Origin of the sequence: Rhodanobacter sp. KK11, assembly GCF_033345435.1 — a bacterium.
Lineage (GTDB): Bacteria > Pseudomonadota > Gammaproteobacteria > Xanthomonadales > Rhodanobacteraceae > Rhodanobacter.
This window is the reverse complement of record NZ_JAWPMI010000001.1, coordinates 97,779-116,318: the sequence shown is the minus strand read 5'-3', so window position 1 is coordinate 116,318 and position 18,540 is coordinate 97,779. Positions and strand designations below refer to the sequence as shown.

Here is an 18,540-nt window from a genome sequence, read left to right as displayed (position 1 = left end):
GCAAGTTCGCGCGCCGCGCGTTCAGCGTGCCGGCGAGATCGCGGCGATATGATGGACGCCGTCGTTCCCTCCGGGTTCGCCGATGTTTTCGCTTCCCCAACTCTGGTCCGTTCTGGTCGACTGGCTGAGCCGCCACGCGGTGGCCCCTGTGCTCGACCTGCTGCACCTGGGCCAGCTCTCCGGCGACCCGCGCGACATCGCCGCCGCGCTGCTGATCGCGGCGTTGCAGATCGCCATCATCGGCTTCGTGTTCCGCCCGCTGGAGACGTTCTTCCCGGCGGAAAAATGGGCGGGCCGCCAGCTCACCCGGGTGGACCGCAACTACACGCTGCTGATGCTGCTGGGCATCTTCCCGTTGTTCACCTACCTGGTGCTGATGCCGTTCAGCCACCTGTTCGGCGGCGCCGACGCCGCCGCTTCGGGTACTGGCTCGCCGCTGGCGCTGAAGGCCTGGATGCCGTGGTTCAACGACCATCCGTACGCGCTGTTCGCGGTGTACTACGTGGTCTACGACTTCACCTACTACTGGATGCACCGCACCCAGCACGCGATCCCGTGGTGGTGGGCACTGCACAGCATGCACCACAGCACGCGGCAGATGAGCTGCTGGACCAACGACCGCGGCAGCCTGGTCGACGGCTTCATCCAGTCGATGATCCTGGCCACGGTGGGTCTGGCGATCGGCGTGGATCCGGACGAGTTCGCCTGGCTGATGCTGATCGGCGAACTGGTGCAGAACTTCTCGCACACCAATACCCGCGTCGGCTTCGGCCGGGTGTTGCAGCGCGTGTTCGTCGACCCGCGCTTCCATCGCCTGCACCACATGCTGGTGGATCCGGAACGCCCCGGCCTGCACAACTGCAACTACGGCCAGGTGCTGTCGGTGTGGGACGTGCTGTTCGGCACCGCCCTGTACGGCGAGCCGGCGCGACCCACCGGCGTGGGCGACCCGGTGGTGGATGCGGACAACGACTACGGCCTGGTCGGCCTGCACTGGGCCGCGCTGAAGCGTTTCTGGGGCGCGGTGCGCCGGCCTGCGGGATGGCGCCCGGGCGAGGTGGCGTTCGACCCGGTCGACTACCGCCCGATTCCGGTCGAGCAGCTCGATCTGCACGCGCTGGCACACCATCTGCCGGGCCACGTCGCCGCACCCGCGCCGCACGCGGCGGCGGTCGGAGAATCGGCCACGGCCTGAGCCGGCTTCACCACGGCAGCGCGTCGAGATCCACGTTGCCACCGGTCAGCACCAGGCCCACGCGCCGGCCGGCGAAGCGTTGCGGCTGCTTCAGGACCGCCGCCAGCACGGTGGCGCTGGACACTTCCACTACCTGCTTCAGTTCCGACCACAGCAGCCGCATGGCGGCGATGGTCTCCGCGTCGCTGACCGTGATCACCTCGACCCGGTGCAGGCGCAACGCGTCCAGGTTGCGCTCGCCGACCAGCGCGCGCAGGCCGTCGCAGACCGTGTCGGGCACCACCGTGGTGACCCGCGTGCCGCGCGCCAGCGACTGCGCCGCGTCGTCGGCACCCAGCGGTTCGGCACCGAACAGCGCCAGCGCCGGGTCGATCGCATGCGCGGCAACCGCCACGCCGCTGGCCAGGCCGCCGCCGCCGACCGGGGTGATCAGCGCGTCCAGCCCCGGCGCCTGCTGCAGCAGTTCCAGCGCAATGGTGCCCTGGCCGGCCATCACCCGGGTGTCGGCATACGGATGCACCAGCTCGGCGCCGGTGGCACGCTGAACCTCGGCGCACATCGCCTCGCGCGCCGCCTGGGTCGGCGCGCAGCGATGCAGGATCGCGCCGGCGCGCTCGATCGCCTCGAGCTTCGCGCGCACCGCGCCCTCCGGCACCACCACGTGCGCGGTGATGCCGCGGGTGGCGGCAGCCAGCGCCAGCGCGTTGCCATGGTTGCCGGAAGAATGCGTGACCACGCCATGCGCGGCCTGTTCGTCGCTGAGCGACCACACCGCGTTGCAGGCGCCGCGGAACTTGAACGCGCCGCCGCGCTGCAGCTGCTCGCACTTGAAGTACAGCTCGGCGCCGCTGAGCGCATCCAGCGCCGCGCTGCGCAGCACCGGGGTCACCCGCGCATGGGACGCGATGCGCGCGGCGGCGTCGCGGATCTGGTCAACGTCGGGCAACGCGTTCGTCACGATTCGATCTCCACGCCACAACGGAAACGGCGCTCGGCGCCGGGTTCGAGCCGGATCGCCGCGGCGCACTCGGGCCGGTTGAACGCGTCGGCCATGCACTCCATCGGCTCCAGCGCGACCGAGCGCCGCGCGCCGCGCGCCACGGTGTCGGCGGTGAATGCATGCATCACGCCGCGCTCCTGCCACACCGCGATGGCGAAGCCGCTGGCCGGATCGCGCAGGCGGGTGCGGATGCGGCCGTCGGCATCGGCTTCGAGATCGGTGTAGCCCTGGTCGAGGATGCTGTCGCCGATCCGCCGCGGCTCGCGGAAATCCAGCGCCGGCGCATCGTCCAGCGCCACGTAGGCCTCGGTCCCGGCCAGCGCGATCAGATCGGCACCGGTGCGGATCAGGGTTTGCGCAGGGATCTGCAATTCCCACCCGTCGACCTCGCCATCGGCCACGCGAAAATACGGATGCCAGCCGAAGAAACACGGTGCCGCGCGGTCGCCGACGTTGCGCATGGCCGCTTCCAGGGCGAGGCCGGCGTAGTCGAGGGTGAATGTCACCGCCAGGTCGATCGCGTGCGGATAGCCGGGGCGCGGGCGGATCGCGTCGGTGCGCAGGGTGACGCGGGCGGAATCATCATCCGCCGCCAGACCGGCAAGCTCGAAATCGGCATCGCGCACGAAGCCATGCCGGCTGGCGCGCGCGGCACCGACGACGCCCGGGTCGAGATCCTGCAGCTGGCCGTCGAAGCGGTAGTGCGCATCGGCGACGCGCCCGGCAAACGGCGCCATGACCGCGAAGCGCGAACCGGGCCGGGTGGCGATTTCGGCGGCATCGTCGTAACCGGCGGCGAGGTCGCGGGTGACGTCATCGGCGTCGACCTCGAAACTGAGCAGCGCCGCGCCATGCTGCGCAAGGCGGATGCAGCGGCCGCCATCGACGTCCGTCAGCACCACGATGTCCTGCTCGCCGAGGCGGGCGCAGCGGGCCGTGTAGCGCGTCGCAGCCATGTGACTTTCCTGTGGTTTGACGCACGCATGGTATCCTTTTCGCTCCCCGCGCCCCATCCGTTCTTCCCATGCACGCACTTCCCGAGCAAGTCGCCCCGGCACAGGTCCGTCTTCGTGATTACCGGGAGCCGGCATGGCGCGTCGACACGGTCGAACTGGATTTCGACCTCGGCATCGACGCCAGCGAGGTGCTCGCGCGCCTGCACCTGCGCCGCGATCCCGCGCAGGACGAGTCGCTGCGGCTGGACGGCGAGAACCTGCAGCTGCTGTCGATCGTGCTGGACAGCCGGCCGCTGCCGGCCACCGAATACCGCTACACCGGCAACGTGCTGGAAGTGGACGGCGCACACGACGGCAGCGTGCTGGAAACCCGCGTGCGGCTGCGCCCGGCGGCCAACACCGCGCTGGAGGGCCTGTACCTGTCCGGCCCGCGCGAGACCGGCTTCCTGCTGACCCAGTGCGAGGCCGAGGGCTTCCGCCACATCACCTTCTTCCCCGACCGCCCGGACGTGCTGGCGCGCTACACGGTCACCCTGCGCGCCGACCGCGCGCGCTTCCCGGTGCTGCTGGCCGGCGGCAACCCGGACGGCGCCGGCGAGCTGGAGGGCGGCCGACACTGGGCGCGCTTCGTCGACCCGCACCCGAAACCCAGCTACCTGTTCGCGCTGGTTGCCGGCCGGCTGGAAGTGCTCGAGCACGACTACCGCACCGCCGATGGCCGCGACGTGCAGCTGAAGATCTGGGCCGAAGCCGACGCGATCGACCGCTGCCACTACGCGATGGACGCGCTGGAGCGCGCCATGCGCTGGGACGAACGGACTTACGGCCGCAACTACGACCTCGACGTGTTCCACGTCGTCGCCACCCACGACTTCAACATGGGCGCGATGGAGAACAAGGGCCTCAACATCTTCAACGCGAAGTGCCTGCTGGCCGCGCCGGACTCGACCACCGACGACGAGTATCGCCACGTCGAGGCGGTGGTGGCGCACGAGTACTTCCACAACTGGAGCGGCAACCGCGTCACCTGCCGCGACTGGTTCCAGCTCAGCCTGAAGGAAGGGCTCACCGTGTTCCGCGAGCAGAGCTTCTCTGCCGACATGAACTCGGCGCCGCTGAAGCGCATCGAGGACGTGGCCCTGCTGCGCCGCGCGCAGTTTCCCGAGGACGCCGGTCCGCTGGCGCATCCGGTGCGCCCGGCGCAGTACAGCGAGATCAACAACTTCTACACCGCCACGGTGTACGAGAAAGGCGCCGAACTGGTGCGCATGCTGGCCGGCGCGCTGGGCAAAGACGGCTTCCGCCGCGGCATGGATCTGTATTTCGCGCGCAACGACGGCCGCGCCGCCACGCTGGAGGATTTCCTCGGCGCACTGGGCGAGGCCAACGGCGTCGATCTCGCGCCCTACCTCGCCTGGTACGCCCAGGCCGGCACGCCGCGGCTGAAGGCGCACGGGCGCTACGACGCCGCCGCGCACACCTACACGCTGACCCTGGCCCAGCACATGGCCGGCGCCGCCGCGGGCGAGCCGCGGCCGCCGCTACCGATCCCGGTCAAGCTGGCGCTGTTCACCCACCATGGCGACATGCTGCCGCTGCATCTGGACGGCCAGACGTCCAAACCCGCCACCGAGCAGGTGGTGGTGCTGGAGCGCGCCGAGCAGAGCTTCGTGTTCACCAACGTCGCCACCGCGCCGGTACCGTCGCTGCTGCGCGGGTTCTCTGCGCCGGTGGTCCTGGAGTGCGACTACACGCCGGACGAACTGGCGCTGCTGCTGGGCCACGACGTCGACGGCTTCAATCGCTGGGAAGCCGGCCAGCAACTGGCCGCGCGCGCCTACGAGGACCTGCGCGACGGTACTGCTGCTGCGCTGCAGGCCTGGTGCGATGCGCTGGCCCGGCTGTTCGACCACGCCGTCATCGACGACGCGCTGCTGGCCGACCTGCTGACCCCACCGGGCGAGATCGAACTGGCCGAGCGCGAAACGACGGTCGACCCGCAGCGCGTCCACGACCTGCGCCAGGCCCTGCAGCAGCGGCTGGCCGCGCGGCTGGGCGCATCGGCCCTGCGCCAGCGCTACGCCGCGCTGGCGGCGCATGCCAGCGCCGAGCTCGACGCATCGAGTCAGGCCCGCCGCCGGCTGAAGCGCCGCGTGCTGGAACTGCTGGCGCTGCTCGACCCTGCCGGCGGCAGCGAGCTGGCAGCCACGCAATACCGCGAGGCGGCCGGCATGACTGACCGCCTCGCCGCCCTGTCCGTGCTGGTGCGTGGCGATGCCCCGCAGGCCGCGTCGGCACTGCACGATTATCGCGGGCGCCACCTCGGCAACGCGCTGGCGCTGGACAAGTGGTTCGCGGTGCAGGCGCAGCTGCCCGGCGAGCCGGCGCTGGATCGCGTGCGGCTGCTGGAGCGCGATGCCGCATTCACGCTGAAGAACCCGAACCGGGTGCAATCGCTGCTGGGTGCGTTCGTGCGCAACAACCCGAGCGGCTTCCACCGCGTCGACGGCGCCGGCTACCGGCTGCTGGCCGAGCGGCTGGTGGCGCTGGACGCGCTGAATCCGCAGGTCGCAGCGCGGCTGGCCACGGCATTCAACGGTTGGCGGAGGCTGGAACCGCGACGGCGCGAAGCTGCGCATGCGGCGATCGTGGAGTTGGGCGGGCGTCGCGGACTTTCCCGCAACCTGGCCGAGATCATCGGCAGCGTGCTGAACCACTGAGGCGGTCGCGGCGGTATCGCGCCGACCGCGGGCAACTGCCCCGGCGTGCGTGGCTGGCTGCCACGCACGCGGGAAGGGCATTCATTCAGACGTCCAGATGGTCGAGCGCGTCGAGCAGGCTCTGCATGCGCGATTCCAGGCTCGGCTGCAGTGCTACGCGCTCGCTGTCCTCGCACTCGCTCAGGCCATCGATTGCCATCTCGACCTGGCCCAGTTCGACCAGCAGGTCGTGATGCGGATAAACCGGTTGGAAATCGAAGCTCACGTCCATGGCGCACCTCTGTCTGGTGGATTGGTGACGGGATGAAAGCAACCGCCATGCCAAGATGTGATCCATGTCACGCTCGATTCACGCATGCCATCACACGACTGACGCGGCACGTCATCTGCTGCCGCGATCCGGCACAAAATTCCTTTTCAGTCACTCCGTGTTCACGCGATTGCGGCGAATATCGAGCCACGTTCAGCGGCAGCTGCGGCTGTCCCGCCAGCAGGTTTCCGGCTTCTGGCGCTCGGCAATACGGTCATCCTGGATTCCCCCTGTTCCTGAGACCGCCGGGCGCCAGATCTATCCGCACGAAGCCCCGCGGCTGCAGACAGCCGCGGGGCTTCGTATTTGCGGGACCTGCAGGTTTTTCCACGGCACAAAAGACGACGGCACCCCGAAGGGTGCCGTCTTGCTTCCTTTCCCGGTACGCGATCGAACCCCTGTCCGTCCGATCTCGGCGCGCGTGGTCGCGCAGCGTCTGCCCGTGAAAGTGCTGGATTTTTCCCAGCAGGAAACATGCCAGTCATCCCGGACGGCCCGCAGGACATTGACGGCGTTACCATGACGCCCCGTTTCGTCACTTTCTGCACGCTCAGGTCAGTTTGATGCGCCACCCGACCCACTACGACGTCATCGTGATCGGCGGCGGCCACGCCGGCACCGAGGCTGCGCTGGCCGCCGCGCGCACCGGCGCGCGCACACTGCTGCTCAGCCACAACATCGAGACGATCGGCCAGATGAGCTGCAACCCGGCGATCGGCGGCATCGGCAAGGGCCACCTGGTCAAGGAGATCGACGCGCTGGGCGGCGCGATGGCGCACGCCGCGGATCGCGCCGGCATCCAGTGGCGCACGCTGAACGCATCGAAGGGTCCGGCCGTGCGCGCCACCCGCTGCCAGGCCGACCGCGCGCTGTACAAGGCGGCGATCCGCCGGATGGTGGAGACGCAGCCGAACCTGGAGCTGTTCCAGCAGGCGGTGGATGACCTGATCATCGAGCACGGCCGCGTCACCGGCGTGGTCACCCAGATGGGCTTGTCGTTCGGCGCGACGACCGTCGTACTCACCGCCGGTACCTTCCTCGCCGGCAAGATCCACATCGGCCAGGCGCAATACGCCGGCGGCCGCGCCGGCGATCCGCCGGCCAGCACGCTGGCGCAGAAACTGCGCGAGCTGCCGGTGGCCGCCGACCGTCTGAAGACCGGCACGCCGCCGCGCATCGACCGGCGCAGCATCGACTTCAGCGGGCTGGAAGAACAGCCCGGCGACGCGCCGGCGCCGGTGTTCTCCTATCTCGGCACGCGCGACGAGCATCCGCGCCAGGTCAGCTGCTGGATCACCCACACCAGCGAACGCACCCACGAGATCATCCGCGGCGCGCTGGACCGCTCGCCGCTGTACACCGGCCAGATCGAGGGCGTCGGCCCGCGCTACTGCCCGTCGATCGAGGACAAGGTGGTGCGTTTCGCGGAGAAATCCTCGCACCAGATCTTCATCGAGCCGGAAGGGCTGGACACGTTCGAGATCTACCCGAACGGCATCTCCACCTCGCTGCCGTACGACGTGCAGCTGGCGCTGGTGCATTCGATTCCCGGGTTCGAAAAGGCCCACATCACCCGCCCCGGCTACGCCATCGAATACGACTACTTCGATCCACGCGGACTCAACCCGTGGCTGGAGACCAAGGCGATCTCCGGCCTGTACTTCGCCGGCCAGATCAACGGCACCACCGGCTACGAGGAAGCCGCCGCGCAGGGCCTGATCGCCGGCCTCAACGCCGCGCTGGCGGTACACGGCAAGGCGCCGTGGTATCCGCGCCGCGACGAGGCGTACATCGGCGTGCTGATCGACGACCTCACCAGCAACGGCACCATCGAGCCGTACCGCATGTTCACCTCGCGCGCCGAATACCGGCTGCACCTGCGCGAGGACAATGCCGACCTGCGCCTCGGCGAAAAGGGTTTCGAGCTCGGCGTGGTGCCGCCGGCACGCCACGATGCGTTGCGCGCCAAGCGCGACGCGGTGGCGCGCGAGACGCAGCGTCTCGGTGCGCTGTGGGCCGCACCGAACAACGCGCTGGGCGCGGCGGTCGAGCGCCGGCTCGGCATCGCGGTAAGCCGCGAGACCAGCGCGATCGAGCTGCTGCGTCGCCCCGAGCTGGACTACGCCAGGCTCGCCGGCGTACCGGAGCTGGGCCCGCCGGTGGAGCGCGACGACGTCGCCGCGCAGGTCGAGGTGCAAGTGAAGTATGCCGGCTATCTCGAGCGCCAGCGTGGCGAGATCGAGCGCCAGCGCCGCCACGAGCACACGGCGATTCCCGCCGGCTTCGACTACGACAAGGTGCGCGGCCTGTCGGCCGAGGTGCTGCTGAAGCTCAAGCGGGTGCAGCCGGCCACCATCGGCCAGGCCGCCCGCGTCAGCGGCGTCACCCCGGCCGCGATCTCGCTGCTGCTCGTGCACCTGAAGCGCCACGCCGCCTGAACACCCGCGTCGGCAGCATTCCGCGCCACGCCCGTGGCATCATGCGCACCTCACCACCTGGGGATCGTGCGCATGGAGATCTGGATCGGCCGCGACGGCGAACGGCATGGCCCGTACAAGGAAGACGACGTGCGCGCCTGGCTGCGCAGCGGCCAGCTGAGCCCGCAGGACCTGGCCTGGCGCGAAGGCCTGGCCGACTGGCAACCGCTGTCGGTGCTGTACCCCGAGGTCAGCAAGGAAGTACCGCCGCCCTCCGCGGACAACCCGTACGCCGCACCCGAGGCGCCGCTGCTGCCGCAGGTCACCGCGCTCTCGCTGGAAGACCACGCCGGCTTCTGGAAGCGCCTGGCCGCCTACGTCGTCGACGCGATCGTGCTGTACATCCCGCAGATGCTGATCGAGAAGGCGTTCGGCGGCGACGCCGCCAAGGCGGCGCTGAAGCAGGCCAGCCTCGACGCCATCGGCAATCCCGACGCCATGATGGCGGCCAACATGCACTACTACGCCACCATGTGGCCGGCCATGCTGCTGATCGTGGTGCTCGGCGTGCTGTACTTCACCGTGTGCGAAAGCTCGGCCTGGCAAGGCACGCCGGGCAAGCTGGCGCTGGGTATCCGGGTCACCGACCTGGACGGCCGGCGGATCAGCTTCCCGCGCGCCCTGGGCCGCTACTTCGCCAAGTTCATCAGCGCCATCACCCTGGGCATCGGCTTCCTGATGGTGGGCTGGACCCGGCGCAAGCAGGGTCTGCACGACATGATCGCCGGTACCCTGGTATTGAACGGCCGCGCCAGCGAGTTCAAGCCGACGCAGCCAGGCACCGACAAGCGCAACACGTTCAGCGCCTGAGGACGCACGGTGGCCCGCCGCCACCGGCGCGGCCACCGGCATGTTGCCGCGGTACGGTCAAGGCCGACTCAGCTCTGCCACGCGCAGGCTTCCGGTTCCCATCGACGCCAGGCCCTGGCCACGCGCCCCCCGGGAAAACAGCTGGCAGCGCTGGCCGCCCGCCGGGGCGACGCGCTTGCAATGCACGTCCGTGATGGCCACCGTGGCATCGGAGGCATCGAACAGCAGGATGCGCGTGGCCATGCCCGGCCCGGATGAATCGTCGAGGGCCACGGTGACGAACGGTGCCGCGGCCATGCCCTGCTTGCGCAAGGCCTCCGACCTTTCGGCCTCCCGTCGCGCCTGCAGGTACTGCCGATGGGTGTGGCCGACCAGCGCCTGCAACCCGTAGCCGGCGTCCAGATCGACGGTATAGGTCTCGTACTGCCCCGGCACGGCGGTGACCGTGACGCGCTGCAAGTTGGCGGTCTGAGACGTGTCCTGGGCGGCGCCGACGCCGACGATGCAGGAAAGTCCGAACGCGATGGCCGTAGCAATGGTCAGGTGTTTCATAAGAGCCTCCACACGGACGCCAGTGCCCGTTGCGCCAACCTAGGCCGGTGCGACGGCTCTTGCTTGAGGGATTCGAGGGGGATCGGCGCGGATTCCATGAGGGTTTCCGGCGGATCCGCCGGCAGGCGAACCGCCGCGGACATCCCTGCCCCGGACCACGGCCGCCCTCGACAGGCGGCGCGAGCGGCTTGCTATCATCCGCGGTCCGCTTGCCGCCCCGGCCCGAAGGAAACCGCACAGCCTCATGCCCAGTATCGAACAACGCATTGCCCACGACATCGCCGCGAAGACCGAACAGGTCCGCGCGGCGGTCGACCTGCTCGACGGCGGCGCCACCGTGCCGTTCATCGCGCGCTACCGCAAGGAAGTCACCGGGGGGCTCGACGATACGCAACTGCGCCTGCTGGAAGAACGGCTGCGTTACCTGCGCGAACTGGAGGATCGCCGCGCGGCGATCCTCGCCAGCGTCGAGGAACAGGGCAAACTCAGCGATGCGCTGAAAGCCGACCTGCTCGCCGCCGACACCAAGGCGCGACTGGAGGATCTGTACCTGCCGTTCAAGCCCAAGCGCCGCACCAAGGCACAGATCGCCCGCGAGGCCGGGCTGGAGCCGCTGGCGACCGGCCTGCGCGAGGATCCCACGCTCACGCCGGAGACGTTCGCCGAGTCGTTCGTCGATGCGGACAAGGGCGTGGCCGACGTGCGCGCCGCGCTGGACGGCGCGCGCGCGATCCTGATGGAATCCATCGCCGAAGACGCGCACCTGGTCGGCGAACTGCGCGACTGGTTGTGGTCGCAGGGGCAGATCCGCGCGAAAGTGGTCGAAGGCAAGGAGCACGAGGGCGCGAAGTTCCGCGACTACTTCGACCACGTCGAGCCGATCGCGAAGATTCCCTCGCATCGCCTGCTGGCGCTGATGCGCGCGCGCAACGAGGGGGTGATCGAACTCGAACTGGCGCCGGCCGTCGACAGCGAACAGGGCCACGCCGAGGGCGAGGGCCGCGTCGCGGCGCACGCGAACATCCACGACCGCGGCCGCGCCGCCGACGCCTGGCTGCGCGAAACGGTGCGCCTGACCTGGCGCGTGAAGCTGCACCTGCACCTCACGCTGGACCTGTTCGGCCGCGTGCGCGAAAGCGCCGAGGACGAGGCGATCCGGGTGTTCGGCGACAACCTCAAGGACCTGATGCTGGCCGCACCGGCCGGCGCGAAGACGGTGATGGGGCTGGACCCCGGCATCCGCACCGGCTGCAAGGTGGCGGTGGTCGACCCCACCGGCAAGCTGCTGGCTACCGACACCATCTATCCGCACGAACCGCGCCGGCAGTGGAACGAATCGCTGGCCGCGCTGGCACGGCTGTGCCAGCAGCACGGCGTGGACCTGATCGCCATCGGCAACGGCACCGCCTCGCGCGAGACCGACAAGCTCGCCGGCGAACTGATCAAGGGGCTGGCCAAAACCCATCCCGGGCACAAGCTGTCGAAGATCGTGGTGAGCGAGGCCGGTGCCTCGGTGTATTCCGCCTCCGAGCTCGCCGCGAAGGAGTTCCCCGGACTGGACGTGAGCCTGCGCGGCGCCGTCTCGATCGCGCGCCGGCTGCAGGACCCGCTGGCCGAGCTGGTGAAGATCGAGCCGAAGGCGATCGGCGTGGGCCAGTACCAGCATGACGTCAACCAGATCAAGCTGGCGCGCGCGCTGGATGCGAGGGTGGAGGACTGCGTCAACGCGGTCGGCGTCGACGTCAACACCGCCTCGGCCGCGCTGCTCTCGCGCGTGGCCGGTCTTTCCGCCAGTGTCGCCGAGAACGTGGTCAAGCACCGCGACGCCAACGGCCCGTTCGCCAACCGCAAGGCGCTGCTGAAAGTGCCGCGGCTCGGCGACAAGGCGTTCGAGCAGTGCGCCGGCTTCCTGCGCGTCACCGACGGCGACAACCCGCTGGACGCCAGCGCGGTGCACCCGGAAGCCTACCCGGTGGTCGAGCGGATCATCGCCCAGTGCGGCCGCGAGGTGCGCCACCTCATCGGCGATACCGGCTTCCTGCGCGGCCTCAAGCCCGAGCAGTACACCGACGACAAGTTCGGCGTGCCGACCGTGCGCGACATCCTGAAGGAACTGGAGAAACCCGGCCGCGATCCGCGCCCGGAATTCGTCGCACCGAGCTTCGCCGAAGGCGTCGAGGACGTGAAGGACCTCAAGCCCGGCATGATCCTGGAAGGCCGCGTCACCAACGTCGCCGCGTTCGGCGCCTTCGTCGACATCGGCGTGCACCAGGACGGCCTGGTCCACGTCTCGGCGCTGTCGCACAGCTTCGTCAAGGATCCGCGCGACGCGGTGAAGGCCGGCGACATCGTCAAGGTCAAGGTGATGGAAGTGGACATTCCGCGCCAGCGCATCGGCCTGTCCATGCGGCTCGACGACGAACCCGGCCAGACGCGCAGCCGCCCGGGCGCGGGCGGTGACCCGCGTGGCCAGCGCGACAACCGCGGCCAGCGCCCGGGCGGCGGCGCGCCCAAGCCGACTGCCGCGCCGGCCAACAACGCGTTTGCCGACGCGTTCGCGCGTGCCGGCAAGCGCTGAATCGCCCGCAGCAGACCCGCTTGGCGGCGGCGATGCGCTGCAGCATGCGGTTCCGTATGGAATGCCGTACCGTAACGTCCAGCTAACAAGGCCATCCCGGCCCAGGAGTGTTCCCATGCTTCGTACTCGCCATCTGGCCGGCGCGATCGCCACCGCCCTGCTGTTCAGCACGGCCGCCGCCGCCACCGATTTCAGCAAAGTCGTCGTATTCGGCGACAGCCTCAGCGATGGCGGCAACATCTCGCTGGCCAGTGCGCCGGCGATCCAGCCGCCGCTGCGTTTCACCACCAACCCGGGCACCACGGCGGCGGAGAACGTGGCCAAGGGTCTCGGTTTCACGCTGGCCCCGTCGGCGGCGGGCGGCACCGATTACGCCTGGGGCGGCGCCGGCTTCGTCAACAACGTGGCCGCGGTGCCGACCATCGCGCAGCAGCTGCAGATGTACCTCGGCGCCAACGGCGGCAAGGCTGATTCCCATGCCCTGTACCAGGTCTGGGGCGGCGCCAACGACATCTTCTACCTGAGCGGCACGCTGACCGATCCGAACGCGATCTCTGCCGGCGCGGTCAACGCGGCGCAGACCGAGCTCGGCGTGCTCAACGGCCTGCAGGCCGCCGGCGCGAAATACGTGGTGGTCTACAACCTGCCCGACCTCGGCAAGACCCCGGAAGCCGCCGCCGGCGGCGCGGCCGCGCAGGCCGGCGCCAGCCAGCTTGCCGTGCTCTACAACGGCGTGCTCAACAGCGGCCTGGCGCAGCTCAGCAACAACGGCCTGAACGTGATCCCGGCGAACACCTACGCCCTGCTCAACGAGGTGATCGCCAACCCCGGCGCGTACGGCTTCAGCAACGTGACCGATCCGGCCTGCGGCGCCGGCTCCAGTTCGGTGCAGTGTGGCCCGCAGGGCTCGGGGCTGCCGTACACCTACGCGGCGGGCACCGATAAGACCTACCTGTTCGCCGATGGCGTGCACCCGACCGCCGCCGCCCATGCGATGCTCGGCCAGTACGTGCTGTCGGTGATCCACGCGCCGGAGCAGATCTCGCTGCTCGGCGAAGCGCCGCTGGCGGCCAGTGCCGTGCAGAACCGCGTGATGCGCGACCAGATGCTGACCAGCGGCAAGGACGGCGAGGTACGCGCCTTCGTCAACATCGATTACGCCCGACAGCGTTTCGACGCCACCGGCGGTTCTCCGCGCACCAACAGCGACAATTTCAACTTCACGCTGGGCGCGAACTTCTTCGCCAGCGAGCACGTCACCGCCGGCGTGGCGCTCGGCATCGGCCAGCACAATGCCGACTTCGCCGGCGGCGGCGGCTACAAGCTGCAGGACGTCAGCGGCCTGGGCTATCTCGGCTACCGCAACGGCGGCGGCTACGTGGGCGGCTACGTCAACCTCGGCCAGTCCAACTTCAAGGACATCGAGCGCCGCCTGAGCATCGGCGCCATGCAGCGCACCGAAACCGGCAAGACCGACGGCTCGCACCTGGGCGGCGGCGTCACCGGCGGCTGGTGGTTCGGTTTGGGTAACGGCCTGCAGACCGGTCCGTTCGCCACCGTCGACTGGATGACGGTGAAGGTCAGCGGCTACAACGAGAGCGGCAACGACAGCAGCGCGATGTGGTTCGGCCGGCAGCAGCGCGATTCGCTGCAATCCACGCTGGGCTGGCGCCTGCGCGGCCAGTGGCAGGTCAACAACCTGCTGATGTCGCCCTACGTCGAACTGGGCTGGAGCCATGACAGCAAGGCCGACCCGCGTCTGGTCCGCGCCGGCCTGAACAGCATGAATGGCAGCTTCGCCCTGACCGGCTACAGCCCGGACCAGAGCTGGGGCACCGCAACGCTGGGCCTGTCTGCCCAACTCACCCCCAACATGCAAAGCTGGGTCGGCTACAGCGGGCGTTTCAGCGACAACAGCCAGAAGTACAACAGCGTCAACATGGGCGTGCGGATCGACCTCTGATCCGGCGCGACCGCACCCCGGCAGCGGTCGGGGTGCGGCATGAAAAAGCCGCCCGCTTCAGCAGCGGGCGGCTTTTTCGTGTGTGCTTTCCGCTCGGTACGGAAGCCTGCGGCGGCTTACTTGTTCTTGCCGCCGGTCGCCATGCCGAGGATGGCCATGGCCTGCTTCTTCAGCGTCTCCGCCACGCCGGGATCGAGCGCCTGCACGTCGTTGCCGACCTGACGCTGCTTCAGCACCAGCGTGCCGTCGTCGCTCCAGCCGGCACGGCTGATCGCGCTCGGCTTGCCGTCGCGGCTGGCCTTGGTTTCCTGCACGATCGCCCACGGCTTGCCGTCCTTGTAGGCGTAATCGGTGCTGGTGTAGCCCTTGTCGCCGTAATCGACTTCTTCGCGGATGTACTTCACTTCGCCGGCCTGACGGAACAGCTGCCAGCCGCGCGAATCATTCGCTTCCAGCTTGGTGCCGTGGCTGATCTTCATGCCGCCGATCTGCGCCTTCGCCTCGGCGAATTCGGCCAGAATCTTCTCGCTGGGCGTCTGCTCGGCCACCAGCTCAATGGCTACGCCGTCGTTCTTGCTGCCCTTGGCCAGCACCGGCGCCTGGATCGGCATCGTGTACTTGCGGTCGCCGTCGGTCAGGGTCGCCTGGACCACGTACAGATCGTTCGGTTTCACTTCGGCCGGGTTGAAGGTCAGCGTGAACGACTGCGGGAACGAGCCGGCCGGCGAGGTCTTGCTGGCCAGCGGAGCGGAGCCCGCGGCCGTGGACGACACGTTGGCCAGGTTCAGCACCAGGGTGGCGTTCGCCGATGGCATGGGCGAGCCGGCACGCAGCGTGATCGTGCCGCTCACCTGGCTCGGGATCTGCGGATTCGCGACAGCCGTGTTCGCGGAAGCGGGGGCAGCGGAGTCCGTCGGACCAGACGGATTGGGAGCGTTGCTGCAGCCAGCCAAGGCCAATGCCGCAACCGACATCAGCGACAAAACCGTCTTGCGCATGGGAAAACCTCATTGAACGTGGAATCAAGCACGCAGCCGTTCAGGCGCCTTGCGCCACGACTCTACGCGGGGGAAGCCCCAAGCATAGCCCAAAAAAGACGGCACGGAAAAGTCAAGTCATCCGATGGCCTACCATGCGCCGGCGTACGCCGTCGGTATCGACGTCTGCCTCAGTGGCGCCGCAAGGCGCGATGCGCGATGTCGCGACGGCAGAACGCGCCGTCGTAATGGATCCGGCTGACCGCGGCATAGGCGTTTTCGCGCGCAGTCGCGAGGTCGCCGCCGAGCGCGCAGACGGTCAGCACGCGGCCGCCGGCCGTAGTCACACGCCCGGCCGGATCAAGCCGGGTACCGGCGTGGAATACCTTGATCCCGGCGGCCACCGGCACGTCGAGGCCGTCGATCGCGTCGCCAAGACGCACCCGCCCTGGATAACCGCCGGCGGCCATCACCACGCCGATCGCCGGGCGCGCGTCCCAGCGCGCGCGGACATGTTCCAACCGGCCGTCCAGCGCCGCGTCGATCAGCTCGACCAGGTCCGACTTCAGGCGCAGCAGGATCGGCTGGGTTTCCGGATCGCCGAAGCGCACGTTGAACTCGATCACCTTCGGCGCACCCGACTTGTCGATCATCAGCCCGGCGTAGAGGAAGCCGATGAACGGCGCGCCCTCGGCCGCCATGCCGCGCAGGGTCGGCTCGATCACTTCCTTGAGGATGCGCTGCTCGACTTCCGGGGTGACCACCGGCGCCGGCGAATAGGCGCCCATGCCGCCGGTGTTCGGGCCGAGGTCGCCCTCGTCGCGACGCTTGTGGTCCTGGCTGGAGGCCATCGGCAGCGCATGGCTGCCGTCGCTCATCACGATGTAGCTGGCTTCCTCGCCGTCGAGGAACTCCTCGATCACCACCCGCGCCGAGGCGTCGCCGAACGCGTGCGCGCCGAGCATGTCGTGCAACGCCAGCTCCGCGTCGGCCAGGGTCAGCGCCACCACCACGCCCTTGCCGGCGGCCAGACCATCGGCCTTGATCACGATCGGCGCGCCGTGCCTGCGCACGTAGGCCAGCGCCGGATTCAGCTCGGTAAACACCGCGTAGTGCGCGGTGGGGATGTTGTGCCGCTGCAGGAAATCCTTGGCGAACGCCTTGGAGCCTTCCAGCTGCGCGGCGATCGCGCGCGGCCCGAAGATGCGCAGGCCGGCGGCGCGGAACTTGTCGACCACGCCGGCCACCAGCGGCACCTCGGGACCGACCACGGTCAGGCCGATTTTTTCGCGCTTCGCCAGCTGCAGCAGGCCATCGAGGTCGTTCGCCGCCACCTCGGCGTTGCGCACGCCGGGCTCGCGCGCAGTACCGGCGTTGCCGGGCGCCACGATCACTTCGTCGACCTGCGGGGATTGTCCGAGCTTCCACGCCAGCGCGTGCTCGCGACCGCCGCTGCCGATGACGAGGACCTTCATTGCGCTGCTCCGTGTGAGGCGCGCCACCCGGCGCAGCGCGACATTGTACCGGCTACGCCGCCCGCGGACGGCGGCGAAGCCGCGCGCCTTGCCTCAAGCCGGCGACTTACTCATCGTCGTGCTGGCCGAGCATGGCCAGCAGCGCCGCACGCGGCAGCTTGCCGGTCTCGTTGCGCGGCAAGGCATCGACCAGCTTCAGCGGACGCGGCAGGAACAACGGGTCGATCGCGCGGCGCAGCGTGTCGAGTATCGCGTGCACGTCCAGCCCCGGCGCCACCGCCAGCGCGGCAATACGGTGCACGCCCAGCGCATCGCCACCGCCAAGCTGGAACACCGCGCCGTCGCGCACGCCCGGAATCGCCAGCAGGCGCCGGGTGAGATCGCCCAGCGAGGCACGCTTGCCGGCAATCTCCAGCAGGTCCGCATGGCGGCCACACAGGCGGAAGCGGCGGCCGTCGTGGGACAGGCTGACGATGTCGGCCAGGGTGACCGGCGCGCCGAGCTGCGGCGCCTCCACCGCGGTGCCGTCCGGTTGCGGGTGCAGGCTGGCACCGTCGTACAGCGACCAGTCCTCCTCCGCGGCGGGACGGCGGCTGGCGAACACGCAGGTCTCGGTGGAGCCGAACACCTCCAGCAGCGGCGCGCCGAAGCGCCGCTCGGCCGCCCGCGCCAGTTCCACCGGCAGCGGTGCGGTGGCCGACAGCATCGCGGCGAGCGGCGGCAGCCCGACACCTGATTCCACCAGCGCACGCAGGTGCACCGGTGTGGTCACCAGCACCCGCGGCGCCGGTACCTCGGCCAAGGCGGTGGCCACGTCGGCCGGGAAGAACGGCCGCCCGGCATGCACGCCGACGTCACCCAGCAGCGGCAGCAGCACGCTCATCTCCATGCCGTACATGTGTTGCGGCGGCACCGTGGCGACGATCCCGAAATGCGGCCCGACGGTGGCGCGCAGCATGGCCAGGTTGCCGGCGTTGCTGGCGTGGAAGCTGCCCCAGCTCTTCGGATTCGCGCCGGGCGTGCCGGTGGAGCCGGAGGTGTAGCCGATCGCCACCACCTGCTCGGCGGGAATCGTCGGCCAAGCCGCAGCGGGCTCCCGCGGCGATGTGCCATCCAGCGGCGGCAATCGCCGATAGCCGCGCGGCGCCGGATCGAGCGCCAGCTCACCCAGCGCGTAACAGCCCGGATGCACCGCCATCACCTCGTCCACCGCCTGCGGCGCACGTGAGGACGGCAGCAGGTTGGCCTGGCCACGCAGCGCGATAGCGCAGAACGCGACCAGGAACGCATAGCGGTCCTCGCACAGGTTCACCGCCGCCACTGCCGTCGGCAGCTCCGCCGCCACCGCCTGCACCTGCGCCAGGAAGCGCGCCACGCACACCGGTTCGCCGTGGCGCCAGGCCACGATCCGCGCGGGATCATCCGCACCGAGCAGCGGCAGCCGCAGCGGCGCCTCGCGCTGGCAGGTGTCGTAAACGGTGGCCAAAGCTGTGCTCTCCTGATCCTCGATGCGTCACGCCCGGCAGC

The 18,540-nt window shown here is 69.5% G+C and carries 15 protein-coding genes; 8 read left to right on the top strand and 7 right to left on the bottom strand.

Annotated elements, in window-relative coordinates:
- The first annotated feature begins 82 nt into the window (after positions 1-82).
- A complete protein-coding gene (locus tag R5H19_RS00500) occupies positions 83-1,195 on the top strand; it encodes a sterol desaturase family protein (protein WP_318157017.1) in 1,113 nt (370 codons plus the stop codon).
- 7 nt (positions 1,196-1,202) lie between these two features.
- On the opposite strand, the gene R5H19_RS00495 is transcribed toward R5H19_RS00500, so the two are convergent.
- Complete coding sequence (locus R5H19_RS00495; protein ID WP_318158121.1) at positions 1,203-2,156, bottom strand: pyridoxal-phosphate dependent enzyme; 954 nt, start codon at positions 2,154-2,156, stop codon at positions 1,203-1,205.
- Positions 2,150-3,151 (bottom strand): aldose epimerase, encoded by a 1,002-nt coding sequence (locus tag R5H19_RS00490; protein ID WP_318157016.1) that lies wholly within the window; start codon positions 3,149-3,151, stop codon positions 2,150-2,152. Before R5H19_RS00490 ends, R5H19_RS00495 begins: the two co-directional genes overlap by 7 nt.
- Before the next feature lie 68 nt (positions 3,152-3,219).
- On the opposite strand from R5H19_RS00490, the gene pepN reads away from it, so the two are divergent.
- A complete protein-coding gene (gene pepN / locus R5H19_RS00485) occupies positions 3,220-5,871 on the top strand; it encodes an aminopeptidase N (protein WP_318157015.1) in 2,652 nt (883 codons plus the stop codon).
- A gap of 85 nt (positions 5,872-5,956) precedes the next feature.
- Here pepN and R5H19_RS00480 read toward each other — a convergent pair whose 3' ends face one another.
- The gene (locus R5H19_RS00480) at positions 5,957-6,142 is read right to left on the bottom strand and encodes a hypothetical protein (protein ID WP_318157014.1); all 186 of its coding nucleotides are present in this window, start codon (positions 6,140-6,142) and stop codon (positions 5,957-5,959) included.
- Between the two features lie 64 nt (positions 6,143-6,206).
- Between R5H19_RS00480 and R5H19_RS00475 the strand changes: the two genes are divergently transcribed.
- The 3 genes from R5H19_RS00475 to R5H19_RS00465 all read left to right on the top strand — a co-directional run bounded on the left by R5H19_RS00475 (position 6,207) and on the right by R5H19_RS00465 (position 9,468).
- Positions 6,207-6,704 carry a hypothetical protein gene (locus R5H19_RS00475; RefSeq protein WP_318157013.1) on the top strand — a complete coding sequence of 166 codons (498 nt, stop codon included), beginning with the start codon at positions 6,207-6,209 and terminating at the stop codon, positions 6,702-6,704.
- Between the two features lie 40 nt (positions 6,705-6,744).
- Positions 6,745-8,619, top strand: coding sequence for a tRNA uridine-5-carboxymethylaminomethyl(34) synthesis enzyme MnmG (gene mnmG / locus R5H19_RS00470; protein WP_318157012.1), 1,875 nt, complete (start codon positions 6,745-6,747; stop codon positions 8,617-8,619).
- A gap of 72 nt (positions 8,620-8,691) precedes the next feature.
- Positions 8,692-9,468 (top strand): RDD family protein, encoded by a 777-nt coding sequence (locus tag R5H19_RS00465; protein ID WP_318157011.1) that lies wholly within the window; start codon positions 8,692-8,694, stop codon positions 9,466-9,468.
- Positions 9,469-9,525: 57 nt separating this feature from the next.
- Here the strand turns inward: R5H19_RS00465 and R5H19_RS00460 are convergent, their stop codons facing one another.
- Positions 9,526-10,020 carry a hypothetical protein gene (locus R5H19_RS00460; protein ID WP_318157010.1) on the bottom strand — a complete coding sequence of 165 codons (495 nt, stop codon included), beginning with the start codon at positions 10,018-10,020 and terminating at the stop codon, positions 9,526-9,528.
- A 244-nt stretch (positions 10,021-10,264) separates the two neighbouring features.
- Between R5H19_RS00460 and R5H19_RS00455 the strand changes: the two genes are divergently transcribed.
- Together R5H19_RS00455 and R5H19_RS00450 are read left to right on the top strand one after the other, a co-directional pair.
- Positions 10,265-12,598, top strand: a complete 2,334-nt coding sequence (locus R5H19_RS00455) for a Tex family protein (RefSeq protein WP_318157009.1) — start codon at positions 10,265-10,267, stop codon at positions 12,596-12,598.
- A gap of 115 nt (positions 12,599-12,713) precedes the next feature.
- Positions 12,714-14,561: an autotransporter domain-containing protein gene (locus R5H19_RS00450; RefSeq protein ID WP_318157008.1), complete on the top strand. Its 1,848-nt coding sequence runs from the start codon at positions 12,714-12,716 to the stop codon at positions 14,559-14,561.
- Between the two features lie 116 nt (positions 14,562-14,677).
- On the opposite strand, the gene R5H19_RS00445 is transcribed toward R5H19_RS00450, so the two are convergent.
- Entirely contained in the window at positions 14,678-15,376 is a 699-nt protein-coding gene (locus R5H19_RS00445; protein WP_318157007.1) for a YbaY family lipoprotein, read from the bottom strand.
- On the opposite strand from R5H19_RS00445, the gene R5H19_RS00440 reads away from it, so the two are divergent.
- The gene (locus R5H19_RS00440; RefSeq protein ID WP_318157006.1) at positions 15,357-15,575 is read left to right on the top strand and encodes a hypothetical protein; all 219 of its coding nucleotides are present in this window, start codon (positions 15,357-15,359) and stop codon (positions 15,573-15,575) included. The two genes, R5H19_RS00445 and R5H19_RS00440, sit on opposite strands and share 20 nt — an antisense overlap.
- A gap of 154 nt (positions 15,576-15,729) precedes the next feature.
- On the opposite strand, the gene purD is transcribed toward R5H19_RS00440, so the two are convergent.
- Both purD and R5H19_RS00430 read right to left on the bottom strand, forming a co-directional pair.
- Entirely contained in the window at positions 15,730-17,013 is a 1,284-nt protein-coding gene (gene purD / locus R5H19_RS00435; RefSeq protein ID WP_318157005.1) for a phosphoribosylamine--glycine ligase, read from the bottom strand.
- A 106-nt stretch (positions 17,014-17,119) separates the two neighbouring features.
- Positions 17,120-18,499 carry an AMP-binding protein gene (locus tag R5H19_RS00430; RefSeq protein WP_318157004.1) on the bottom strand — a complete coding sequence of 460 codons (1,380 nt, stop codon included), beginning with the start codon at positions 18,497-18,499 and terminating at the stop codon, positions 17,120-17,122.
- Positions 18,500-18,540: the final 41 nt, after the last annotated feature.